The 20,691-nt window shown below is 40.3% G+C and carries 18 protein-coding genes and 1 riboswitch; of the genes, 12 read left to right on the top strand and 6 right to left on the bottom strand.

Features of this window, described 5'->3' with window-relative positions; translation table 11 throughout:
- The first annotated feature begins 4 nt into the window (after nucleotides 1–4).
- From MKX82_RS19490 to rfbB, 4 genes are all read left to right on the top strand, one after another.
- Nucleotides 5–946, top strand: a complete 942-nt coding sequence (locus MKX82_RS19490; protein WP_233316049.1) for a branched-chain amino acid ABC transporter permease — start codon at nucleotides 5–7, stop codon at nucleotides 944–946.
- Nucleotides 933–1,715, top strand: coding sequence for an ABC transporter ATP-binding protein (locus MKX82_RS19485; protein WP_233316048.1), 783 nt, complete (start codon nucleotides 933–935; stop codon nucleotides 1,713–1,715). Before MKX82_RS19490 ends, MKX82_RS19485 begins: the two co-directional genes overlap by 14 nt.
- The gene (locus tag MKX82_RS19480; protein ID WP_233316047.1) at nucleotides 1,715–2,422 is read left to right on the top strand and encodes an ABC transporter ATP-binding protein; all 708 of its coding nucleotides are present in this window, start codon (nucleotides 1,715–1,717) and stop codon (nucleotides 2,420–2,422) included. The genes MKX82_RS19485 and MKX82_RS19480 overlap by 1 nt, the downstream gene beginning before the upstream one ends.
- Before the next feature lie 248 nt (nucleotides 2,423–2,670).
- Complete coding sequence (gene rfbB, locus MKX82_RS19475) at nucleotides 2,671–3,651, top strand: dTDP-glucose 4,6-dehydratase (RefSeq protein WP_341079225.1); 981 nt, start codon at nucleotides 2,671–2,673, stop codon at nucleotides 3,649–3,651.
- A gap of 65 nt (nucleotides 3,652–3,716) precedes the next feature.
- Here rfbB and MKX82_RS19470 read toward each other — a convergent pair whose 3' ends face one another.
- A complete protein-coding gene (locus tag MKX82_RS19470) occupies nucleotides 3,717–4,913 on the bottom strand; it encodes an NAD(P)/FAD-dependent oxidoreductase (RefSeq protein ID WP_341079223.1) in 1,197 nt (398 codons plus the stop codon).
- A gap of 130 nt (nucleotides 4,914–5,043) precedes the next feature.
- Here MKX82_RS19470 and MKX82_RS19465 point away from each other — a divergent pair, with 130 nt between their 5' ends.
- Complete coding sequence (locus MKX82_RS19465; RefSeq protein WP_233316042.1) at nucleotides 5,044–5,382, top strand: MGMT family protein; 339 nt, start codon at nucleotides 5,044–5,046, stop codon at nucleotides 5,380–5,382.
- Between the two features lie 78 nt (nucleotides 5,383–5,460).
- On the opposite strand, the gene MKX82_RS19460 is transcribed toward MKX82_RS19465, so the two are convergent.
- From MKX82_RS19460 to MKX82_RS19450, 3 genes are all read right to left on the bottom strand, one after another.
- Nucleotides 5,461–6,552, bottom strand: a complete 1,092-nt coding sequence (locus tag MKX82_RS19460) for an alpha/beta fold hydrolase (RefSeq protein ID WP_233316041.1) — start codon at nucleotides 6,550–6,552, stop codon at nucleotides 5,461–5,463.
- A gap of 207 nt (nucleotides 6,553–6,759) precedes the next feature.
- A complete protein-coding gene (locus MKX82_RS19455) occupies nucleotides 6,760–7,707 on the bottom strand; it encodes an L-lactate dehydrogenase (RefSeq protein ID WP_237942110.1) in 948 nt (315 codons plus the stop codon).
- Between the two features lie 31 nt (nucleotides 7,708–7,738).
- The gene (locus MKX82_RS19450; RefSeq protein ID WP_341079219.1) at nucleotides 7,739–9,355 is read right to left on the bottom strand and encodes a lactate permease LctP family transporter; all 1,617 of its coding nucleotides are present in this window, start codon (nucleotides 9,353–9,355) and stop codon (nucleotides 7,739–7,741) included.
- Nucleotides 9,356–9,668: 313 nt separating this feature from the next.
- Nucleotides 9,669–9,770, top strand: a riboswitch (TPP riboswitch).
- Between the two features lie 108 nt (nucleotides 9,771–9,878).
- Between MKX82_RS19450 and tenA the strand changes: the two genes are divergently transcribed.
- From tenA to treP, 5 genes are all read left to right on the top strand, one after another.
- Nucleotides 9,879–10,562 carry a thiaminase II gene (gene tenA / locus MKX82_RS19445; protein ID WP_237942358.1) on the top strand — a complete coding sequence of 228 codons (684 nt, stop codon included), beginning with the start codon at nucleotides 9,879–9,881 and terminating at the stop codon, nucleotides 10,560–10,562.
- Nucleotides 10,562–11,158, top strand: a complete 597-nt coding sequence (locus MKX82_RS19440; RefSeq protein WP_237942108.1) for an ECF transporter S component — start codon at nucleotides 10,562–10,564, stop codon at nucleotides 11,156–11,158. Before tenA ends, MKX82_RS19440 begins: the two co-directional genes overlap by 1 nt.
- Nucleotides 11,136–12,749, top strand: a complete 1,614-nt coding sequence (locus tag MKX82_RS19435; protein ID WP_341079605.1) for an ABC transporter ATP-binding protein — start codon at nucleotides 11,136–11,138, stop codon at nucleotides 12,747–12,749. The genes MKX82_RS19440 and MKX82_RS19435 overlap by 23 nt, the downstream gene beginning before the upstream one ends.
- The gene (locus MKX82_RS19430; protein ID WP_341079215.1) at nucleotides 12,715–13,446 is read left to right on the top strand and encodes an energy-coupling factor transporter transmembrane component T family protein; all 732 of its coding nucleotides are present in this window, start codon (nucleotides 12,715–12,717) and stop codon (nucleotides 13,444–13,446) included. Before MKX82_RS19435 ends, MKX82_RS19430 begins: the two co-directional genes overlap by 35 nt.
- Nucleotides 13,447–13,728: 282 nt before the next feature.
- Nucleotides 13,729–15,162 carry a PTS system trehalose-specific EIIBC component gene (gene treP / locus MKX82_RS19425; protein WP_233316035.1) on the top strand — a complete coding sequence of 478 codons (1,434 nt, stop codon included), beginning with the start codon at nucleotides 13,729–13,731 and terminating at the stop codon, nucleotides 15,160–15,162.
- A gap of 40 nt (nucleotides 15,163–15,202) precedes the next feature.
- Here the strand turns inward: treP and MKX82_RS19420 are convergent, their stop codons facing one another.
- Complete coding sequence (locus MKX82_RS19420) at nucleotides 15,203–16,141, bottom strand: Gfo/Idh/MocA family protein (RefSeq protein WP_341079214.1); 939 nt, start codon at nucleotides 16,139–16,141, stop codon at nucleotides 15,203–15,205.
- A gap of 139 nt (nucleotides 16,142–16,280) precedes the next feature.
- On the opposite strand from MKX82_RS19420, the gene MKX82_RS19415 reads away from it, so the two are divergent.
- Nucleotides 16,281–17,612, top strand: coding sequence for an MATE family efflux transporter (locus MKX82_RS19415; protein WP_341079212.1), 1,332 nt, complete (start codon nucleotides 16,281–16,283; stop codon nucleotides 17,610–17,612).
- A gap of 55 nt (nucleotides 17,613–17,667) precedes the next feature.
- On the opposite strand, the gene MKX82_RS19410 is transcribed toward MKX82_RS19415, so the two are convergent.
- Nucleotides 17,668–19,032: an MATE family efflux transporter gene (locus MKX82_RS19410; protein WP_233316032.1), complete on the bottom strand. Its 1,365-nt coding sequence runs from the start codon at nucleotides 19,030–19,032 to the stop codon at nucleotides 17,668–17,670.
- A 333-nt stretch (nucleotides 19,033–19,365) separates the two neighbouring features.
- Between MKX82_RS19410 and MKX82_RS19405 the strand changes: the two genes are divergently transcribed.
- Nucleotides 19,366–20,571 (top strand): MFS transporter, encoded by a 1,206-nt coding sequence (locus MKX82_RS19405; protein ID WP_233316031.1) that lies wholly within the window; start codon nucleotides 19,366–19,368, stop codon nucleotides 20,569–20,571.
- Nucleotides 20,572–20,691 lie beyond the last annotated feature (120 nt).

Genomic DNA, 20,691 nt, shown 5'->3' with positions numbered 1-20,691 from the left:
GACAATGAAAAAATCAAAAAGTTTCTGGGTGTTTTTGGTGCTTTCCATTATTGCCTACAGTGTTATCCAATATTTAATAACTTATGGAATAATTGATTCTTTATACAGCAACATGATTATCTTGATTGCGATCAATATTATGCTGGCAGTCAGCTTGCATTTAGTTATTGGGATAACAGGCCAGTTTTCAATTGGACATGCAGGTTTCCTTGCTGTCGGTGCTTATGTATCTGCGATTGTAACGATGAAATTACAGCTTCCTTTTCCTGTCGCAATTATCGCAGGCGGTGTAGTCGCAGCTCTGGCTGGCTTATTGGTCGGAATCCCGACATTAAGACTAAGGGGAGACTATTTAGCAATTGCTACATTAGGCTTTGCAGAAATTATTCGTATCTTTTTCTTGAACATTGATTATGTTGGCGGAGCTGCAGGGATGCAGGTTTCCCATATGACCACTTGGACATCTGCATTCATCTGCTTGTTTATTACAGTGTTAGTTATTGTTAACTTTACGAACTCTCGGCATGGACGTGCAGCCATTTCTATTAGAGAAAATGAAATTGCTGCAGACGCAATGGGAATCAACACAACTTATTATAAAGTCGCAGCATTTGCAATTGGCTCCTTGTTTGCTGGGGTTGCAGGCGCACTGCAGGCACATAATTTCTATATTATTAACCCTACTAACTTCGGTTTCTTGAAGTCTTTTGACATCTTAATTTATGTTGTTTTAGGTGGATTGGGAAGCTTGTCTGGTTCTGTGATTGCAGCTGTTTTCTTGACCATCATCTCCACCTATCTGCAGGATTATCCATCAACACGGATGATTATCTACAGCTTAGTTCTCGTTATTGTTATGCTATATCGTCCTAAAGGTTTAATGGGCACATTGGAGATCACTGATTTATTTAAGCGGAAAGGAGGCGGTTCGAATGGCAAACAATGATGTGCTTTTGCAAGTGAAGGGTGCAGGCATTCAATTCGGCGGATTAAAGGCCGTTTCAGAAATTAATATAGAGCTTAACCGCGGTGAATTGATTGGTCTTATCGGTCCGAATGGTGCAGGGAAAACTACAACATTCAATATGCTGACAGGTGTCTATGCACCTACAGAAGGAGAGATTTTCTTTGACGGAAAAAAGCTGAAGGGCTTGAAGCCATACCAGGTAACACGGCGCGGTATCAGCAGAACCTTCCAGAATATCCGTTTGTTTAATGAATTAACTGTTCTGGACAATGTAAAGGTAGCCTATCATTCTTTAGCTAAGCATTCGATGTTGAGCAGCATACTCCGCCTGCCTTCCCACTTTGCAGGTGAAAAGGAAATGGAAGAAAAATCGATTGAATTTTTAAAGATTTTTCAGCTTGACCGCTATAAAGACGAAAAAGCAAAAAACCTGCCATACGGCCAGCAGCGCCGGCTCGAAATTGCCAGAGCGCTTGCAGCAGGTCCTAAGCTGCTATTGCTTGATGAGCCTGCAGCAGGGATGAACCCGCAAGAAACACATGAGCTCATGGAGTTGATTGCATTTATTAGAAAACAATTCGATTTGACGATTCTGTTGATTGAGCATGATATGCCTCTAGTCATGGGAATCTGTGAGCGCATCTATGTTTTGGATCATGGACAGCTGATAGCAGAGGGTACTCCTGATGTAATCCGCAATCATCCAAAGGTAATTGAAGCATATTTAGGCGAGGAGGTTGCAGAATAATGCTGAAAGTAGAAGACATTAATGTCTATTATGGCAATATACAAGCATTAAAGGGAGTCAGCCTCGAGGTGAATGAAGGAGAAATCGTCACACTTATTGGTGCGAATGGTGCAGGAAAAAGCACGCTCCTAAAAACATTGTCAGGGCTGCTTAAGCCAAAGAAAGGAAGCATTGAGTACTTAGGCAAGTCTATTTCAGGAAAAGCAGCTCAAACGATTGTTAAAGCCGGTATTTCCCACGTACCAGAAGGACGCAGAGTTTTCTCCAACATGACAGTGGAAGAAAATCTTGAATTAGGTGCTTACTTGCGCAATGATAAAAATGAGATAAAAAAAGATTTGGAAAAAGTATATGAAGTGTTTCCGAGATTACTGGAACGGAAGAAACAGCTGTCAGGAACACTTTCCGGCGGAGAACAGCAGATGCTAGCAATGGGAAGAGCTATCATGGCAAGGCCAAAGCTGCTTTTGCTTGATGAACCTTCCATGGGCTTAGCGCCGCTGTTTGTAAAAACAATATTTAAAGTTATTCAGGAAATAAATGCAACAGGAACTACCATATTATTAGTCGAACAAAACGCCAATATGGCTCTGTCCATTGCAAACAGAGGCTATGTCATCGAAACAGGCAAGGTTGTGCTGTCAGGGACAGCCGCCGAGCTGTTAGAAAGTGATGATTTAAAGCAAGCCTATCTTGGCGGACATTGATGGTTTCGGTAAGCTGCCTTTAGTAAGGCGGCTTTTTTTATGTGGCAGTAATTTTCTAGCCAGAATGTACAGCATAATACAGGCTTAAAAAATCACTAAATTTTTATCAAAACAGCCAATCACCATGTATTATATAAATGAGAACCCTCAGAATTAAAAGTTGTTAGGGAATGCTTGATTTCAATAATATAAGAGTTTCTATAGATGACTCAATGGAAGTATAACAATTTCCGATGGGAGGAATCATTGTGAATTTGCTTGTAACAGGCGGAGCCGGCTTTATTGGCAGTAATTTTGTCCGTCATATGCTTGATACATATCCAAATATGATTATTGTTAATCTCGACTTGCTGACGTATGCAGGTAATTTAAACAGCTTGGCGGATTTAAAGGGAAATCCTCGCCATAAGTTTGTTCATGGCAGCATTACGAATCGAGAGCTTGTTTATCATTTGCTTGATGTTTATAGTATTGATGGAATTGTCCATTTTGCTGCAGAATCGCATGTAGACAGAAGCATTATTAATCCGGGTGCTTTCGTGGAAACAAATGTGCAAGGGACGCTAGTTTTGCTGGAGGCAGCAAAGATAAAGGGAGTTGGCCGGTTTGTGCATATTTCTACAGATGAGGTTTATGGAAGTCTTGGCGAATCTGGCTATTTTACAGAAGGCAGCTCCATTGCTCCAAACAGTCCATATGCGGCAAGTAAAGCAGCAAGCGATATGCTTGTTCGCTCCTATTATAAAACGTATGGTTTAGATGTAAATATAACAAGATGCTCTAATAATTATGGGCCATATCAGTTTCCTGAAAAGCTCATTCCGCTTTTGATTACAAATGGTGTGAATGGGGAGAGGCTTCCTGTTTATGGGGATGGAAAAAATATCCGCGATTGGATTCATGTTAAAGACCATTGTGCTGCAATTGACCTTGTTCTGCGCAAAGGAAAAAAAGGGGAAGTTTATAATATCGGCGCAAGAACAGAAAAGACCAATAATGAAATAGCGCAGTTAATCATGAAAGAATTAAAGCTGCCAGAAAAAAGGCTGCTATATGTAAAGGATCGGCCTGGTCATGATTATCGATATGCTGTCAATCCGGAAAAGCTGGAGAAAGAATTAGGCTGGAAACCAATGTATTCTTTTGAGACCGGCATTAAAGAAACAGTTGATTGGTATTTTGCTAATGAATCATGGTGGGGCCCTTTAAAAGGCAAGCAAGGAACATAACATAATCAGGGGTAAAGGCGCACTAAAGGGAGTCACTTATTCTTTAATGTGCCTTTTATTCATTTTTACCTCATGTATATTGCAAGGTCTGGATGACTGCCTGTAGTGATAACTTCACGAAGAATTTTCGCTAAGGCCATGCTGTAAACAAGACCGTTATCTCCATAAGCCATTAAAAAGTAGCAGTTAGGAAATTCCTCGTATTCCCCTATTAGCGGAAGGCCATCATGTGTCCCTCCATAAAAGGCACCTAAATAGTAATCTGCTTGAAGAGCTAGATCAGGGAATAATTTATTGCATTCCTTTATAAGCTTGTCTTTTCGGCCGATAATTTTTGCATCCCGCTCTTCGGCAATAGCAGTGTTTTCATCCAAACCGCCAATAATAATGCGGTTATCTGAAGTTGTGCGCATATAAATGTAAGGACGGGCAGTCTCCCATATCAATGTGCGTTTATGCCAGCTGGAGAAATCTTCAACCGGATTAGTAATGACAGCATAGGAGCTTGACAGTACACTGTTTTTTTCTTGTTTAAATTCTAGGTTTTCGTAGCCTGCAGCAAAAATTACATGTTTAGCTGTAATCGAGTGACCTTTATCTGTATACAGAACGGCTTGGTCCTTTTCTAGCTTCTTGCCATTTATTCTTGTGTTTTCGTAAATAGAGACTTTCTTTTTGGCAGCACCGTCTAAGAGGGCGTGATTGAACTTGAAAGGGTTCAGCTCGCCGTCGTTATATGTATAAAGGGCTTTGTACTTGCTGAATCCATATTTCTCTTTTATCTCCTCTTCTGAAAGCAAATCAGCCTGAAAACCGTGCTTTGTAAGATAAGCATACTCTTTATCAAGCTTGACAACATCCTCTGGGTAGCTCGCATAATAAAGGCTGTCTCGCCGCTTGAAATCAGAGGCAATATCAAGTGTGGCTGCTGCCTTTTCAATATCATTGATTGCTTCTTCACATAGCTTTAAATGTCTGATTGCCAGCTCCTCACCAAAGCTGTTTACAAGCTCAAACAGCATTTTATCGCCAAGGTATTGAATCAGAGCCGTGTTTGTTGAAGTGCTGCCTTCTCCAATCCTCCTTTTGTCCACTACAGCAACATTCAAGCCTGTATCCTTTAAGTAGTGGGCACATTGGGCACCAGAGCTACCGCCGCCAACAATCAGCACATCACAGTTAATGTCCTCCTCTAATGAAGGATAGACAGGTGCTTCTGGAAATGTAGTCGGCCAATAATAGTTTCCAGCTTGCAGTTTCATTGCGTTTTTCCCCTCTCTTCATTTAATCTAATCATATAAAGGTTAATTCCTGCATAGCATTTCCTGATTTCAGAGTTTTTACTTAGAATGGAAGTGTTAATGTAAAAAAATAAAGGTAAAGGCTAAAATTATGACACCATTTACAGAGAAGGTAATTGAAATCATTCAAGCTATTCCATATGGAAAGATCATGACATATGGCCAAATAGCAAAAGCAGCAGGGAGCCCGAGAGGTGCAAGACAGGTCGTAAGAATTCTGCACACTTCTAGCAGAAAGCACAATCTTCCTTGGCACCGGGTCGTCAACGCGAAAGGTGAGATAGTGATAAAACAGGAGGAAGGAAGTGCTATGCAAAAGCAGCTTTTGGAAAGTGAGGGTGTAGAGTTTATAAGTGCGAACAAGCTTGAATTGAAACGATATCAGCACATTCCTTTAGAGGAGTGGGAAAGAGATTATTTTGATGAATAAGACAGACAGAAATAACAGTCACAATCACTTTTACTGCATCTAAAAAACCCTTCAAAACCGCCTTTAGGGTTCGAAGGGTTAATGGCTCAGCGAAGTTTTTTGTTTTAGTTCCTGTAAAGATTGCTGAAAAGCGCTGTTAAAGTGGTCGGGATTATCCATCATGACATTATGTCCTGCATTTGGAATGGTGATGAGTTTTTTGTATGGTGCCTCCATGAGAGGATAATATTTCTCCAATAAGTAATTAAAATGAAGATCATATTCACCAACCATGTAAATGACAGGTACATGGTAGTTCGAAGGAAGCTTCCGCAAATCGTATCTCATTGCATATTTCGATAAGGGAGCTTGAAGCTTTTCCATCTTGAGAAAATAGGTTAAATGCCTAAGAGAAAAGTAAGGCGAAACTATTCCAGCCTTTATGAAAATAAAAGAATCCTCTACGTAAGAAATATACTTCTTTGCAACCTTATACATTTTTAGAACTGCAGCTTCGGTTGCTTTAAGACTGTCATGCAATCCTTTTTGCAAACGGTCCAAAATCTCAGCATCCTTTGATTCCCCTTGTACAAGAGCTTTCTTTCGTATTTCAGCTGCCATAAGTGCAGCACCTTCATTTAAATGAACGATTTGAGAGATGCTGATATAAGCTTTTGTCAGTTCAGGGTAGCGTTGGACAAACATGCTGCCGATAATCGTACCCCATGAGTGTCCCATTATTATGATGCTTTGCTGGTTAAAGCGCTTTGCCAAATAGAGGGTGATTTCATGAATATCCTCAACAAGCCGGTCGGCGGATAATGTAGCAAGGACATCAGCTGCATTCTTTTTGTTCAGAAAATACGTCCTGCCTGTATTTCGCTGATCCCAATTTACAATGGTATAATCCTGCTCCCATTCATATTGATACGTATGCAGCACAGGAGTCATCGAAATGCCTGGTCCACCATGAAGAAAAAGAATAACTGGATTGCCAGTATGCTGTCCTCTTATATATAAGTATTGTTCTATTCCGCCAATATTAATTGTCAGTTCCTGATCAATCCCATTTTGTGATTGAATTCTATGCTTCTTAAGCATATTATTTGCGAGAATTCTCCTGCAGATAAAAAGGATGGTTATAAGAAGGAGGAACATGACCAATGCTTTTATGAAAATAAATTTTATCACTGGCTGTACCTCCGTGTTAGTCTTCATTTTATAGTAATGCTTTCTTCTAGACATTAGCAGATTAACTGGAAACAAACAATAATTTTTCCAACTTTTCACAAAAAAGGATGCTTGAATCTATCTATAGCACTAGCATGGTCAAATATTTGGAAAACTATTAAACAAAACTAGAACCCTGATGCAAATTAGCATCAGGGACTCTGTTTGTTAGATTACCGTAGACATTGTTTCTTTCAAAACTTTTACAGAATGGTCGAATTGTTTTTGTTCCTCTGTGTTTAACGGAATTTCAAGCACCTCACGAATTCCATTCACATTAATTACAGCAGGAACACCGATATAAACATCTTTATGACCGTATTGTCCATCTAAGTAAACAGATACAGGCAGGATAGAATTTTCATTTCCTAATATAGCTTTTGTGATGCGAACAAGAGACATTCCGATTCCATAATAGGTTGCGCCTTTTCTCTCAATAATATGGTATGCCGCATCTCGGACATTGACGAAGATATCATCAAGGTCCTTTTGGCTGTACTTGCTGTTTTTAGCGATAAGTGTCTCGATTTCTTCCAATCCTATTGTTGTGCGGCTCCAGACTGGCAGTTCTGTATCACCATGTTCCCCAATGATAGCAGCATGGACGTTTCTAGTATCAACATTAAAGTATTCACCAAGCATATAGCGGAATCTAGCTGTATCTAAAGTTGTTCCAGAACCGATTACCCTCTCTTTAGGCAAACCAGATTCTTTCCATGTTACATATGTCAGAATATCAACAGGGTTTGTGGCAATAAGGAAAATGCCGTTAAAGCCGCTGTCCATTACATTTCGGACAATCGTTTTGAAAATCGCTGTATTTTTTGCTACTAAATCAAGACGTGTTTCACCTGGTTTTTGAGGCAAGCCTGCAGTGATGACAACTAAATCTGCCTCTCCGCAATCTGCATATTGACCGCTCCATACCTTCACTGGAGTAGGTGCAAAAGGAATTCCGTGATTTAAGTCCATTGCCTCTCCTTCGGCTCTTTTTTCATTCACATCAATCAGTACTAGCTCTTCGGCAACACCTTGATTGATGAAAGAATAAGCATAGCTGCATCCGACTGCACCAGTTCCAATTAAAACGACACGATTGATATTTTGCTTTTTCATAAGTAACTCTCTCCTTTAGATAATTAATATTTTAAAATAGTATCCAACTGACTAATCCAACTAACACTAGCAGACAAATGCTGTATTTAATGGTTACTTTAAACAAGTCGCTGTCTCTGCCTGCCAATCCTACTGCCGCTGCTGCTACAGCGATTGATTGTGGAGATATCATTTTGGCCATTGTGCCGCCAATGACATTGACTGCAACCATTGTTTCAGGTGCAATGCCAATTTGAGTGGCTGTGACAGCTTGCAGTGGTGCAAATAAGGAACCACTATTAACAACAGACCCTGTAAGGAAAACACCTAACCAACCTAATAATGGTGCAAATAATGGGAAGATATCCCCTGTTGATGCAAAGGTAAGACCGAGCGTAGAAGACATGCCAGAATAGGTGCATATATAGGCAAATCCAAGCACACTGCAAATAGTCAGTACAGGTGCTAACAGCTCTTTTGCTGTTTCTTTCGTTGTTTCCATAAGCAATTTTTTTCGGCATTTAAACAATATGCTCGCAACGATGATTGTAATGACAATTGCTGTTGTTGTAGATGAAAACAAATCCAGTTTAAAGATCGCTGCATATGGGGTTGCTTCTGGCACAATTGGTGCCAGTTTTATCACATTGTTATTCAGGAATGGAATTGGCAGCTGAAGCACTAATTTTTCCAATGGCCCGCCTGAAATAAATAAGTTCTTGAAAAAAGATAAGTTGAACAAAGTAACAATAATAGTTAAAAAGATAAATGGCAGCCAAGCATAGGCAATAGTAGATAATGAGTACTTCACCGTACTATCAGCTTTTTCCTTCTGATTAACACGGTAAATCTCCTTAGGCTGCCATTTTTGCAGAAAGAGAGCTAGTGTCACAAGGCTGACGATGGCTGCAAATATATTGGCTAATTCTGCTCCGATAAAGTACAGCACCAAAGCTTGAGTAATGGCGAAGGACAAACCAGATACGAGCACTGCCGGGTATGTTTGTCTAATACCTTTCCAGCCGTCGATGATAAACACGAGCAAAAATGCAACGAATAGGGCGAGAATCGGAATAATGATGGCGGTATACCTGCCGACTGAAAGTCCATCCAGTCCTGTGAGGAGTGATGGAACGGTTACAGGTATTCCCATTGCTCCATATGCACCGCCTGCAATGTTGGCAATCAAACAAAGACTTGCCGCATAAATTGGACTGAAGCCCAGCCCTACTAATATGGCAGCGGTTATCGCGACAGGTGCGCCAAAACCAGCTGCTCCTTCTAGGAAGGCTCCAAATGAGAAGGCTACAATCAAAACCTGCAAGCGTTGATCTGATGTAATAAAGGATATGCTATTTTCGATAATGGCAAACTTACCAGTTTTGACAGTAATCTTGTAAAGGAAGATGGCGGCAAAGACGATGGAAGCAACTGGCCAAATTCCTGCAAGTGCACCGTATAATGCTGACATAAGTGCTAAAACAAAAGGCATTTTATATATGAGAACAGCCACAATTCCTGCAGCGATAATACTCAATGCTCCTGCGATATATCCCTTTAACTTAAATAAAGTCAACATGAGGATGAAAAATAGTATCGGTATTGCAGCGATGATAGCTGAGATCCATAAGTTATTCATTGGATCATAGACTTGGTTCCAAGGTGTCATGTTTTTTCAGCTCCTCTTAAATAAAAGATTTAATTTACAATGTCATTATAAAACATACTTTGTGAAATATATCACATAATTTTTGTCTATTTTGTGAAAGTGAAGTGTAAAACGCTTACTATGCTGTTTGATGTTCACCTGTTTGTAACATTTTCATGAGATTTCGAAATGAAAACAATGTCTATAGTTTTATCCAAATGCTGTTTTTTTATATGCTTTTTTATGAAAGGAGAAAAGAAGGGAGTTCTGATTTTTTCGAATATTTTATTGACAGTATTTAGCTGTTTATGTAAAGTATAGGTAAATTAATAGGAAAATCCACTAGGGGAGCCAATCGAGGCTGAGACAAGAAGTTCTTGGACCCTTTGAACCTGATCTAGTTCGTACTAGCGTAGGAAAGTGGAGTTGGTATCTATTCGGTTATTTTTATTTGACTTTTATAGGCCGCTCCATTTTTGGAGTGGCCTTTTTATATTCAAGTTCACTCTTATTTTCCTATTAAACAAAAAGGAGGAGAATAGTGATGAGTTTTTCTAAGCAGTTGCGTCAAGAAGCAGATCCAATTTTCGAGGCTATTTTTGAACATCCCTTTGTCAGAGGTATTGCCAATGGAGATTTGAAAAAGGAACAGCTAATTCATTATGTAAAGCAGGATTTTGAATACTTGAATTCATTCATGCAGATTTATGGAACAGCTATTTCTAAATGTGAAAAAAGGGAGGATATGCAAATGTTCAATGAGCAGATTTCCTTTGTGCTCCATAGTGAAATCCACCCTCATAATAATTTTTGTGAAGTGGCTGGAGTTACGTATGAACAGTTGCAAGGTTTCCCCCTTTCTCCAAGTGCGCACCATTATATTCGCCATATGCTCACGGTTGCCCAAACAGGAGGAATTGCAGATATTCTCGCGGTACTGCTGCCATGTCCGTGGACATATGCAGAGATAGGCAAGAGGCTGCTTGAAGAGGTGAAGCCAGACCGAAGCCATCCCTTCTATGATTGGATCGTCTTCTACGGTGGTGGTTCAATGGGAATTACAAGCACCTTTTGCGAACGTCTTGATGAATTAGCAGAAAGCCTGAATGAACACTATAAGCAAAAGTTGCTAGAGTACTTCTTAATAAGCTGCCATATGGAATATAAGTTTTGGGAGATGGCTTATACGCTTGAGGACTGGCCTGTGAAAATGGAGGTAAAAGCATAGTGAACTGGAAGATTAAAGAGGTAGTGCTGATGGTTGTCCTTTCCGTTGCGTGCGGGGTGTTATATTTAGGCTGGTCTAGTCTTTACTTGCCGATTTCTGCACTAGTTGGCCCAGTTGGTTCTAACTTTATGTTTGGAATATGGGTGATAGCAAGCCCGATTGTCGCATATATCATTCAGAAACCTGGAGCAGCTTTCATCTCAGAGGTTGCAGCTGCCGCCGTTGAGCTTCTTACTGGCAGCCACTTTGGATTATCAGCATTGCTGATTGGTGTCTTTCAAGGGCTTGGTGCAGAGGCCGCTTTTGCACTGTTCCGCTACCGAAAATACCATGTTTCCGTATTGATGCTCTCCGGTGCATTTGCAGCAGTAGGGAGTATGCTGTACAGCATACTCGCCAATGGATTTGGCTATTATACATCAGGTACATTGCTGCTTACATTAATCATTCAAGTTATTAGCGGCATGCTGCTTGGTGGACTGCTTGCTAAAGTTATCGTCGATTCCTTATTTGCAACAGGTGCGCTTGACCAGTTTTCAATAAATAAACAAAAAGCTTCAAAGGAAGATAATGATGAGTTCATTATTAGGATGTAAAAATCTATCTGTTCAGTTTTATGGTCAAAATCAGCCTGTTCTTAAAAATATTACCTTACAGTTCCACCCTGGTGAAACAGTCTTAATTGTTGGGCCAAGTGGTTGCGGGAAGTCAACATTGCTTGCTGTCCTCGCAGGCATCATTCCAGAACACCAAGAAGCAAAAATGAAGGGGGAAGTGACTAGAAAGAACCGTGTCGGGATTCTGTTTCAAGATCCTGATACGCAGTTCTGTATGCAGCATGTGGATGATGAAATAGCCTTTAGTCTCGAGAATAAAAGGGTCCCCAAGGAAGAGATGACAGCTAAGATCAAGGAGCTGCTGAAGATAGTCGGACTTGAGGTTGAGCTTGATACAAGGATTGATGCATTGTCAGGTGGGATGAAGCAGCGCCTTGCCTTAGCTTGTGTTCTAGCAATGGAACCAGAAGTGTTATTTTTAGATGAGCCTACCGCCCAGCTCGACCCTGTTAGCAGAAGAGAAATATTCGCCGTCTTAAAGCAAATCTCAGAACGAAAAAAACAGACGTTGATTATGGTAGAGCATGTGTTGGATGGCTGTATCGAATGGGCAGACCGTATCATTTTGTTAAATAAAGAGGGGAAGGTAATGGGTGATGCCGATCCTAACAGCGCTTTATGTGAATTTGAAAGTGTAATAGAGGAAGCTGGGATCTGGAGCCCAGAATTATATCCATATGATTGGGATGAGATCATTAATGACAGTTACCATCCATTAAGCAAACAATTAAAGGAAAGATATCGGCAAAGAAAAGCAAACAAAGTCCAAGTAGAGCGGAGCACCCTTTTGGAGGTGCAAAATCTATCTGTTTCCTATGAGAGCAAGGAAATTCTTCATAATCTAAACTTCCGGTTTGGAAAAGGCGAGTGGATCTCGATTATTGGAAAGAACGGAAGCGGAAAAAGCAGCCTGTTGAAGGTGCTGGCTAAATTGAAAAGAAGAAACAAGGGCAATATCCTCTTTAAAGAACTGGAGTTAAAAAATTGGAAGGAGAGTCAGCTTTATCAGCATATTGGCTTTGTCTTCCAAAATCCAGAGTGGCAGTTCATCACTCAAACTGTTTATGAGGAAACTGCCTTTTCAGGAGAACAGCAGAAGTGGCATAAAGAGATGATTGAAACAAAAACTTTGGCGCTTCTGGAGGAGGTTGGTCTTTTACAGCATAAGGACGTTAATCCATTCAACTTAAGCTTTGGTCAAAAAAGAAGGTTGAGTGTTGCAACAATGCTGTTGCTAAATCAGGATATTCTTTTCCTTGACGAACCTACCTTTGGACAAGATAAAAGAACGACAGAGAAGCTGTTAAAAATGCTGAAGAACCGGCAGGAGCAAGGAACAACGATTGTAATGGCAACCCATGATATGAATCTTGTTGACCAATATTCTGACAGAGTCCTGTTTTTTAAGGAGGGTGCTCTTGCATTTGACGGCCATCCTTTCCTGTTATTTTCCAATCCTCAGCAGCTAAACGAAACGGCAATCATCCCGCCTTTGCACTATGCCTACATAGAAGCAGTAAAGGAGGAGTTACCTAATGGAGGGCAATCAGTCTTATCTGTCTCATATTAATCCAAGTGTAAAGCTGATAGCCCATCTTGCTGTTATGTTTTTGCTGATGATGATAAGCGAACCAGGTAAAACATTATTAATATGGACGGCATTTTTATTTCTAGGCATGATAGGTGGGGGCTGGACAATCAAGTATTTACTGAAAGTGATGCCTCCTTACTTTGTTTTTTTTGTACTAACCTTTTGGATGCTTGCAGCGTTTGGAAAAGGAGAAACTGAAATATGGCAATGGGCATGGTTTAGAATAACAGCGGAAAGTGCAAGCAATGGCCTTACCATTGCAACGAGAATGCTAGCATTCGTGACTATAGGGTTGCTTTTCACCTCTACCACATGTATCCATCCATTTATGATGAGTCTTGTACATCAGCTTAAAGTTCCGCCAAAATGGGCATACGGATTTATGGCAGGGTTTCGCTGCATACCATTGTTCCAAAAGGAGCTTGCCCACTTAAAGGAAGCGCACCGAATAAGAGGCTGCAGGCATAATGGCAGCTGGCAAACATTTAAAAGATATGCAGTTCCACTCCTTACAAATGCTGTTCGAAAGTCAGAACGAATGGCCCTTGCAATGGAGGTAAGAGGTTTTACAGGTGACAGAGACAGAAGCTATTACAAAAAGACAATCGTTACAAAAAAGGATTATTACTATGCCAGCTTGCTTGTAGGCAGCGCAGTTTTCATTTTAATTTTTTAAACAGAAGGGTAAGGGCTTTTTGCTCCTTATCCTTTTATTTATTGAAGAAAATCCAGATCAAATTTTAGTGTTCCGATACATGGGTATATTAAGGAATATTCTGCCGTTTATCACTATAAAAATGGAAATAAAATCTAATGAAAAAAGAATTGACACAACATGTATATACAACATATAATTGAAAGCGTAAACAGTTTACTTGTATATACATGTTTATGTAATCGCAATCATATTAGTATAGATAGAAACAACTTTTGTTTACGGAAAAAAGGAGGAAGAACTATGAGCAAGTATACAGAACCAGCGAAACAGCTCCTTGAACATGTCGGTGGAAGCGATAACATTTCTGTTGTTACTCATTGCGCGACAAGAATGAGATTTGTATTAAAAGAACCATCAAAGGCAGATGTTAAAAAGGTAGAGGAAATCGGCTTAGTTAAAGGTACTTTTACTCAAGCAGGACAATTCCAGGTTATTATCGGAAATGAAGTATCGTCTTTTTATAATGACTTTATTAGCATTGCAGGTGTAAGTGATACGTCAAAGGATGATGCAAAGCAAGCAGCGAAGCAAAATATGAATTTCCTGCAACGAATGATTGCACACTTGGCAGATATCTTTACACCGTTAATTCCAGCAATCGTTGTTGGGGGGTTAATTTTAGGATTCCGAAACATCATCGGTGAAATCAAAATGGTTGATGGTGGTACAAAAACATTGGTGGAAGTATCCCAATTTTGGGCAGGAACAAACGATTTTCTTTGGTTAATTGGCGAAGCGATATTTCACTTCCTCCCAGTTGGTATAACATGGGCAGTTACTCGGAAAATGGGTGCGACGCAAATATTGGGAATTGTACTAGGTATTACACTTGTTTCACCACAGCTGCTTAATGCTTACGCTGTGGCAAGTACACAAGAAATTCCATTCTGGGATTTTGGCTTTGCTCATGTTGACAAGATTGGTTATCAAGCACAAGTGCTACCGGCAATATTTGCAGGACTGCTGTTCTCCTTCTTGGAGCTGCGTTTGCGCAAAGTCATACCTAATGCAATCAGCATGATTGTTGTGCCATTTTTAGCATTAGTTCCGACAGTTCTTATTGCACATACTGTGTTGGGCCCTATCGGCTGGCAAATCGGTTCATTTATTTCAGATGTTGTTTACTCAGGTTTAACATCTTCATTAGGCTGGCTGTTTGCTGCAGTATTTGGCTTTGCATATGCGCCGCTTGTTATTACAGGCTTGCATCATATGACCAATGCAATTGACTTGCAGCTTATGAGTGAATTTAACGGCACAAACCTGTGGCCAATGATTGCTTTATCAAACATCGCTCAAGGTTCTGCTGTATTGGCAATGATCTATATTAACCGCAAGGATGAAAGAGAAAAGCAAGTCTCTATTCCAGCAACTATCTCTTGTTATTTAGGAGTTACAGAACCGGCAATGTTCGGTATTAACTTGAAATACGGCTTCCCATTCTTAGCAGCTATGATTGGCTCTATGATTGCAGGTGTGATTTCAGTTGGTTCCCATGTTATGGCGAATTCCATTGGTGTCGGCGGACTTCCAGGCATTCTGTCCATCCAGCCGCAGCATATGGTAGCATTTGCAATCGCAATGGTTGTTGCAATCGTCGTTCCATTCGTATTGACTATCATCTTTGCAAAAGCAAATATGGGCAAAGTATCTTTGAAAAAATTCAGAGCATAAACAATAAAAAGCAGCTGAGCTTCAGCTGCTTTTTGCTGTTTTAGTTTCGCAAACTTTCAAGTACAACTTGAGCTTGATACCCATCATAAAAGTCTGGCAGATCTGCCTCCTTATGATGAAGAGCATTAACCAATTCGTTCATTAGTGAGGAAACTGGTGTGCTTTCATCAAGCTTTTCAAAGTCGCATCCCTGCTTTGCTCCATAGAGCTCAGACCAATCCTCCAGCGCGAGTGTTCCTTCTGTGCCATATGCAGTAAATTTCACCACTTCTTTTCCTGCTGTTTGGCTCATTCCGTTAATAAAGACAGGTGTTCCGTCTTCCAGCTCGAGGACAGCGAGAATGCTGTTTTCTGAAAGATTTTCGTCTTCCGGAAAGGAAACGCTGCGATGGACCAATTGAACGGGTCCGAAAATCTTTTGGATTTGCTGAATCCAATGGACGCCAACCTCCAGCACAAATCCGCCTTGTTCTCTGCTTCCAACCCAATTATTTTGCTGCCATGCTCGCGGCCATTGGGGGAAATGCATTTTTAGCTCTAGGCGGCGCAATTTGCCGATATAGCCTTCTTTAATATAAGAAGCAAATGTTGCATTGCCAGAGCTGTAATTAAGGGGAAAGTTCATTGCATGGATAATGCCCGCATCAGCCGCTTGTTTATATAAGCTCTCCGCTTCCTCTACAGAATTAGCTAAAGGTTTTTCGCAAAGTATATGCTTTTGCTCAAGCACACAATCTGTAACGATTTGATGGTGGAATTTAGGCGGAACTGCGACATAAACTAAGTCTATATCTGCGTTTTTAAGCATTTCTTTATAATCAGTAAAGCCTTTTGCCTTTCCAATTGCAGCAACAGTGCTGTTTAGCAACTCCTCTAATGGATCACAAACAGCGGTAATTTCCATCTCTGGATGCTCTGTAAAGCTTTTGATAAGCCGCTGCCCAATTGCTCCTAAACCGATAATTCCTACTTTAAACATGTTCATCTCTCCTAATTAGTTGGACTAATAATAGTTTATCAGTTTTTTGATTATTCTGGCATAACTTGAAAAAATATTTCAATAGGGAAAAACTAGAGTGATATAATATTGAAAAAAAAGGCTAGGAAGGAGCAGTGTTGTGACACATCGATATTTTTTATCACTGGCATTGCCGTTAATCTTTGCGACGATAACTGTTCCATTGCTTGGTGCTGTTGATACGGCTGTTGTCGGACAGCTGCCAGATCCAGCATATATTGGCGGAGTCGCTGTGGGCACCGTTATTTTTAACACCATTTATTGGCTGTTTGGTTTCCTTAGGGTCAGCACATCAGGATTTGCCTCCCAAGCGTTAGGTGCAGGGGATGATGTGCAAAGCTCAATGGCCTTTTTTCGGCCTGTCTGCATTGCTCTTATTGTCGGTATAGCAATTATCTTACTTCAAGAGCCGATTTTTAAGCTGTCTGTTGCATTTTTAGGAATTCAAGGAAATGTAAAGGAAGTAAGCTCATTATACTTCCATATTAGAATTTGGGCAGCGCCTTTTGCATTAATGAACTACGCTGTTTTAGGCTGGTTATTAGGAATGGAGCAAATTAAAGCAACGGTGCTCATTCAATTACTGATGAACATTCTTAATATCGTTTTGGCAGTTGTACTTGTCCTGTTTTTTAATTTTGGAGTGGCAGGTGTTGCCATTGCCGCATTATGTGCAGAAGTATTTGCGTTCCTATTAGGTATCATACTTTTAATTAGCAGCGGCAAAATGAAGAACAGCCTGAACAGGAAGGAACTGCTTGGTCATCTTTATGACCGGGAGCCATTGCAAAAAATGATGCTAGTTAACCGTGATTTGTTTATCAGAACGGTTTGTCTGCTGGCAGTCTTTAATATATTTACTGCCAAAGGTGCTGTGTATGGTGAAGAAATTTTAGCTGCTAATGCTATCCTCATTCAAATACATTACATAATGGCTTATTTTTATGATGGGCTTGCCAATGCTGCCAGCATTTTGACAGGAAAAGCAGTAGGGCAAAAGAACAGCCAGCTGTATAAGGCAACCGTCAAGAAATCGTATTTCTGGTCATTTGCCTTTTCGGCTGCAATCAGTCTGACATTTTTGCTGAGCAAGGATGCGGTCATCCCGTTATTTACAGTAGTAGAAGAGGTTGTTGCCATTGCAAAGCAGTATGATGTATGGCTTGTGCTTTTCCCCCTTGCCTCAAGCATAGGCTTAGTCTTTTATGGAATTTTTGCAGGTGCCTCAGAAGCTGGGCTGGTTAGAAATAGTATGCTTGGCTCTGTTGCAGTATTTTTACTCATCCTCTTCCCGTCAACGCTCTTCTGGGGTAATCACGGATTATGGCTTTCCTTCATTGTTTTCAGTCTGTTCCGCTCCATCTTTTTAATTCTTTATATGCCAGCTTTAACGAGGAGGCTGAAATTCTTAAACAGAGAAAAGGCTGCCTAGAAGAGAGCTCAAAGAAAAACACCGCTTCTTAGTGTAAGAAGCGGTGTTTTTTATGTTAAATATGGCCTTTGGCAGTGTTTTTAACTCGAACTCGCTCCCATGGCCTTGACAGCCAGCGTTTGCAGGCGAAGATTCCTCTGAACCACTCATCCATACCTTGGGCAAGCCAAACGCCGAGTAATCCTAAGCCGAAGGTTATACCAAGAGTATAGCTTAGCGTAACGGCAATTCCCCACATAGAGACCATGCCGATGATGACAGGGAAACGAACGTCTCCGGCAGACTTTAAGGAGCTCATAAGTACAATATTCATAGCTCTTCCCGGCTCGGTAAATACGACAGCCCATAAGATTGGCAGACCGATAGCTATGATCTGATAATCATCTGTAAACAGCTCTAATATTGGCGAACCAATCATTGCCATAGCAACAGCAGCTGTAAGGGATGCTACCATAGCAATTCTTAATGTTTTTATGCCCCGTTTCAATGCACGGTCATATTGCTTTCCGCCAATATATCTTGCTACAAGAAGCTGTGTTCCTTCTGCAATAGCGACAGTGAACAAGTAACAAAGCATGGAAATATTGGTTATATACACTCTTGCTGCCAAGGAAGCATCACCTAAAGAAGCAACAATTGCTGTAATTACTAACTGGGAAAACTGATAAGACAAGTTTTCACCTGCGGAAGGAATGCCGATATAGAGCATTTCCCTAACATCCTGTTTATTGACCTTAATAATATCCTGTACTTTAAATGTCAAAGCGATTCTGCGGTAAACGATATAGAGCAAAACCACAACGGCAAATGCACGTGCAATTACAATCGTCCATGACACCCCAACTACTCCTGTAATTGGCAAACCGAATAATCCAAATATGCTCATTGCATATCCTATAACACTGATGACATTCATCATAATACTGACAATCATTGATTCTTTCGTAAAACCGTGGCTGCGCAATACTGCGCTTAGTGCAAGTGAAAGAGATTCTAAGAAGAGGGAAGCACCACAGATGCGGATAAAAATAAGCCCGTAATTTAAAACTTCTCCTTGTATATCAAATAATCGTAACAAAGGCTCACCGAAGACTAAAACGAGGATAGCAACAATCACTCCGAACCAGACGTTGAGGCCGACTGCTGATCTGGCGAATTGTCTTGCCTGACTTAATTGATTAGCTCCTAGTCTTTGCCCGATTAAAATCATGGCTGCGATGGAAGTGACGTTGAAAACAAGGATGAATATCCCGAGTAACTGGTTAGCCACTCCGACCCCTGAAGCTGCATTGTCTGAATAATGGCTGAGCATAAGTGTGGCAATAACCCCCATCCCCATATGCAATGCAAGTTCGATAAACAGAGGCCAAGAAATGTTAAAAAGTGACTGTTCCTGCATTTTATTAGATGTAACGTTCAAACTTTATATCCCCTTTACATTTAAAGATTATTGGCAAATATAAGAACCATTTTATGCTTATTTATTAGAAAGTAAAGAGGAAAACATCAATTTTTTCTGGAAAATTTTACACTGTTTTGCATAGAGTAATAGGTTTGTTCTTATTCAAGAAATAATGCGTTTTCATTATGTTTTTTAGCTATTTTTCTTAAATATTCTGATATTTACAAACTAATTTTTGTGTTAGTCAATAAAAATGTAATGATTACTGTCAAGACACGTGTTAATATAATACTTGGTTATCATAAATCGCTTATAGATGGAAAAACTATAGAAAAGTTGTAGGAGGATTGTATGAAAAAAGAAATATCAAATAAAAAGCTGCTGGGAATAGCAGGCCTTGGCTGGCTGTTCGACGCAATGGATGTCGGTATGTTATCGTTCATCATTGCTGCTCTGCAAGTAGACTGGGGTTTGTCCGTTAAAGAGATGGGATGGATAGGAAGCATTAATTCCATCGGAATGGCAGTAGGTGCATTCTTGTTCGGCATTATGGCAGATAGAGTCGGCAGAAAAAATGTCTTTATTATAACGCTATTACTGTTCTCTATCGGCAGCGGAATATCTGCATTTACAACCTCGCTTTGGATGTTCCTTATCCTGCGGTTCTTAATTGGTATGGGATTGGGAGGAGAGCTCCCTGTAGCATCAACACTTGTCTCAGAAAGTGTGCCTAATGAAAAACGGGGGCGAGTTGTTGTTCTGCTAGAAAGCTTTTGGGCATTTGGCTGGCTGATTGCAGCAGTCATCTCCTATTTTATTATTCCGAACTTTGATAATGGCTGGAGAATTGCACTGTTGATCAGTGTTCTGCCTGCAATTTATGCTTTATATTTAAGGTTGAAGCTGCCTGACTCACCGAAATACTTGAAGGTAGAGCAAACAAAAAGGCTGACAGCTTGGGAAAGCATCAAAACAGTCTGGTCAAAAGATAATGCTAAAAACACAGCAATGCTGTGGGTACTGTGGTTTTGTGTTGTCTTTTCCTATTATGGGATGTTCCTTTGGCTGCCAAGTGTGATGGTGCTTAAAGGCTTCAGCTTAATTAAAAGCTTCGAATATGTTCTGATTATGACATTAGCACAGCTTCCTGGATATGCACTTGCAGCATACTTAATTGAAAAGGTAGGCAGAAAGTTTGTACTCGTTGTGTTCCTAATCGGTACGGCAATCAGTGCTTATATGTTCGGAACAGCAGAAAGCACAGCCTTGCTGATGACTTCTGGAATATTGCTTTCCTTCTTTAATCTTGGAGCATGGGGAGCATTATATGCCTACACACCTGAGCAATATAAGACAAATGTCCGCGGAACAGGAGCGGGAATGGCAGCTTCCTTTGGGCGAATTGGGGGAGTACTCGGCCCATTGCTAGTTCCATATCTTGTAGCACAAAATATTTCAATCGCCGGTATATTTACGATTTTCTGTATTGCAGTCCTTGTAGGAGCAGCAGCTGTATTCTTTTTTGGAAGAGAAACGAAGAATACAGACATTGCTTAGAAAGAATAGGGTAAATTCCCTATTCTTTTTTTATTTTAAAAAAACTGCAATTGTGAAATAAATATAGCGTTATTCCTGCGTATAGCAAAAAAAATATCTTAAAAAACAACAATATAGAAA

This window comes from Niallia sp. FSL R7-0271, assembly GCF_038005785.1.
Lineage (GTDB): Bacteria > Bacillota > Bacilli > Bacillales > Cytobacillaceae > Niallia.
The sequence above is the reverse complement of the archived record's forward strand: the minus strand, read 5'-3'. Positions and strand labels throughout refer to the sequence as shown.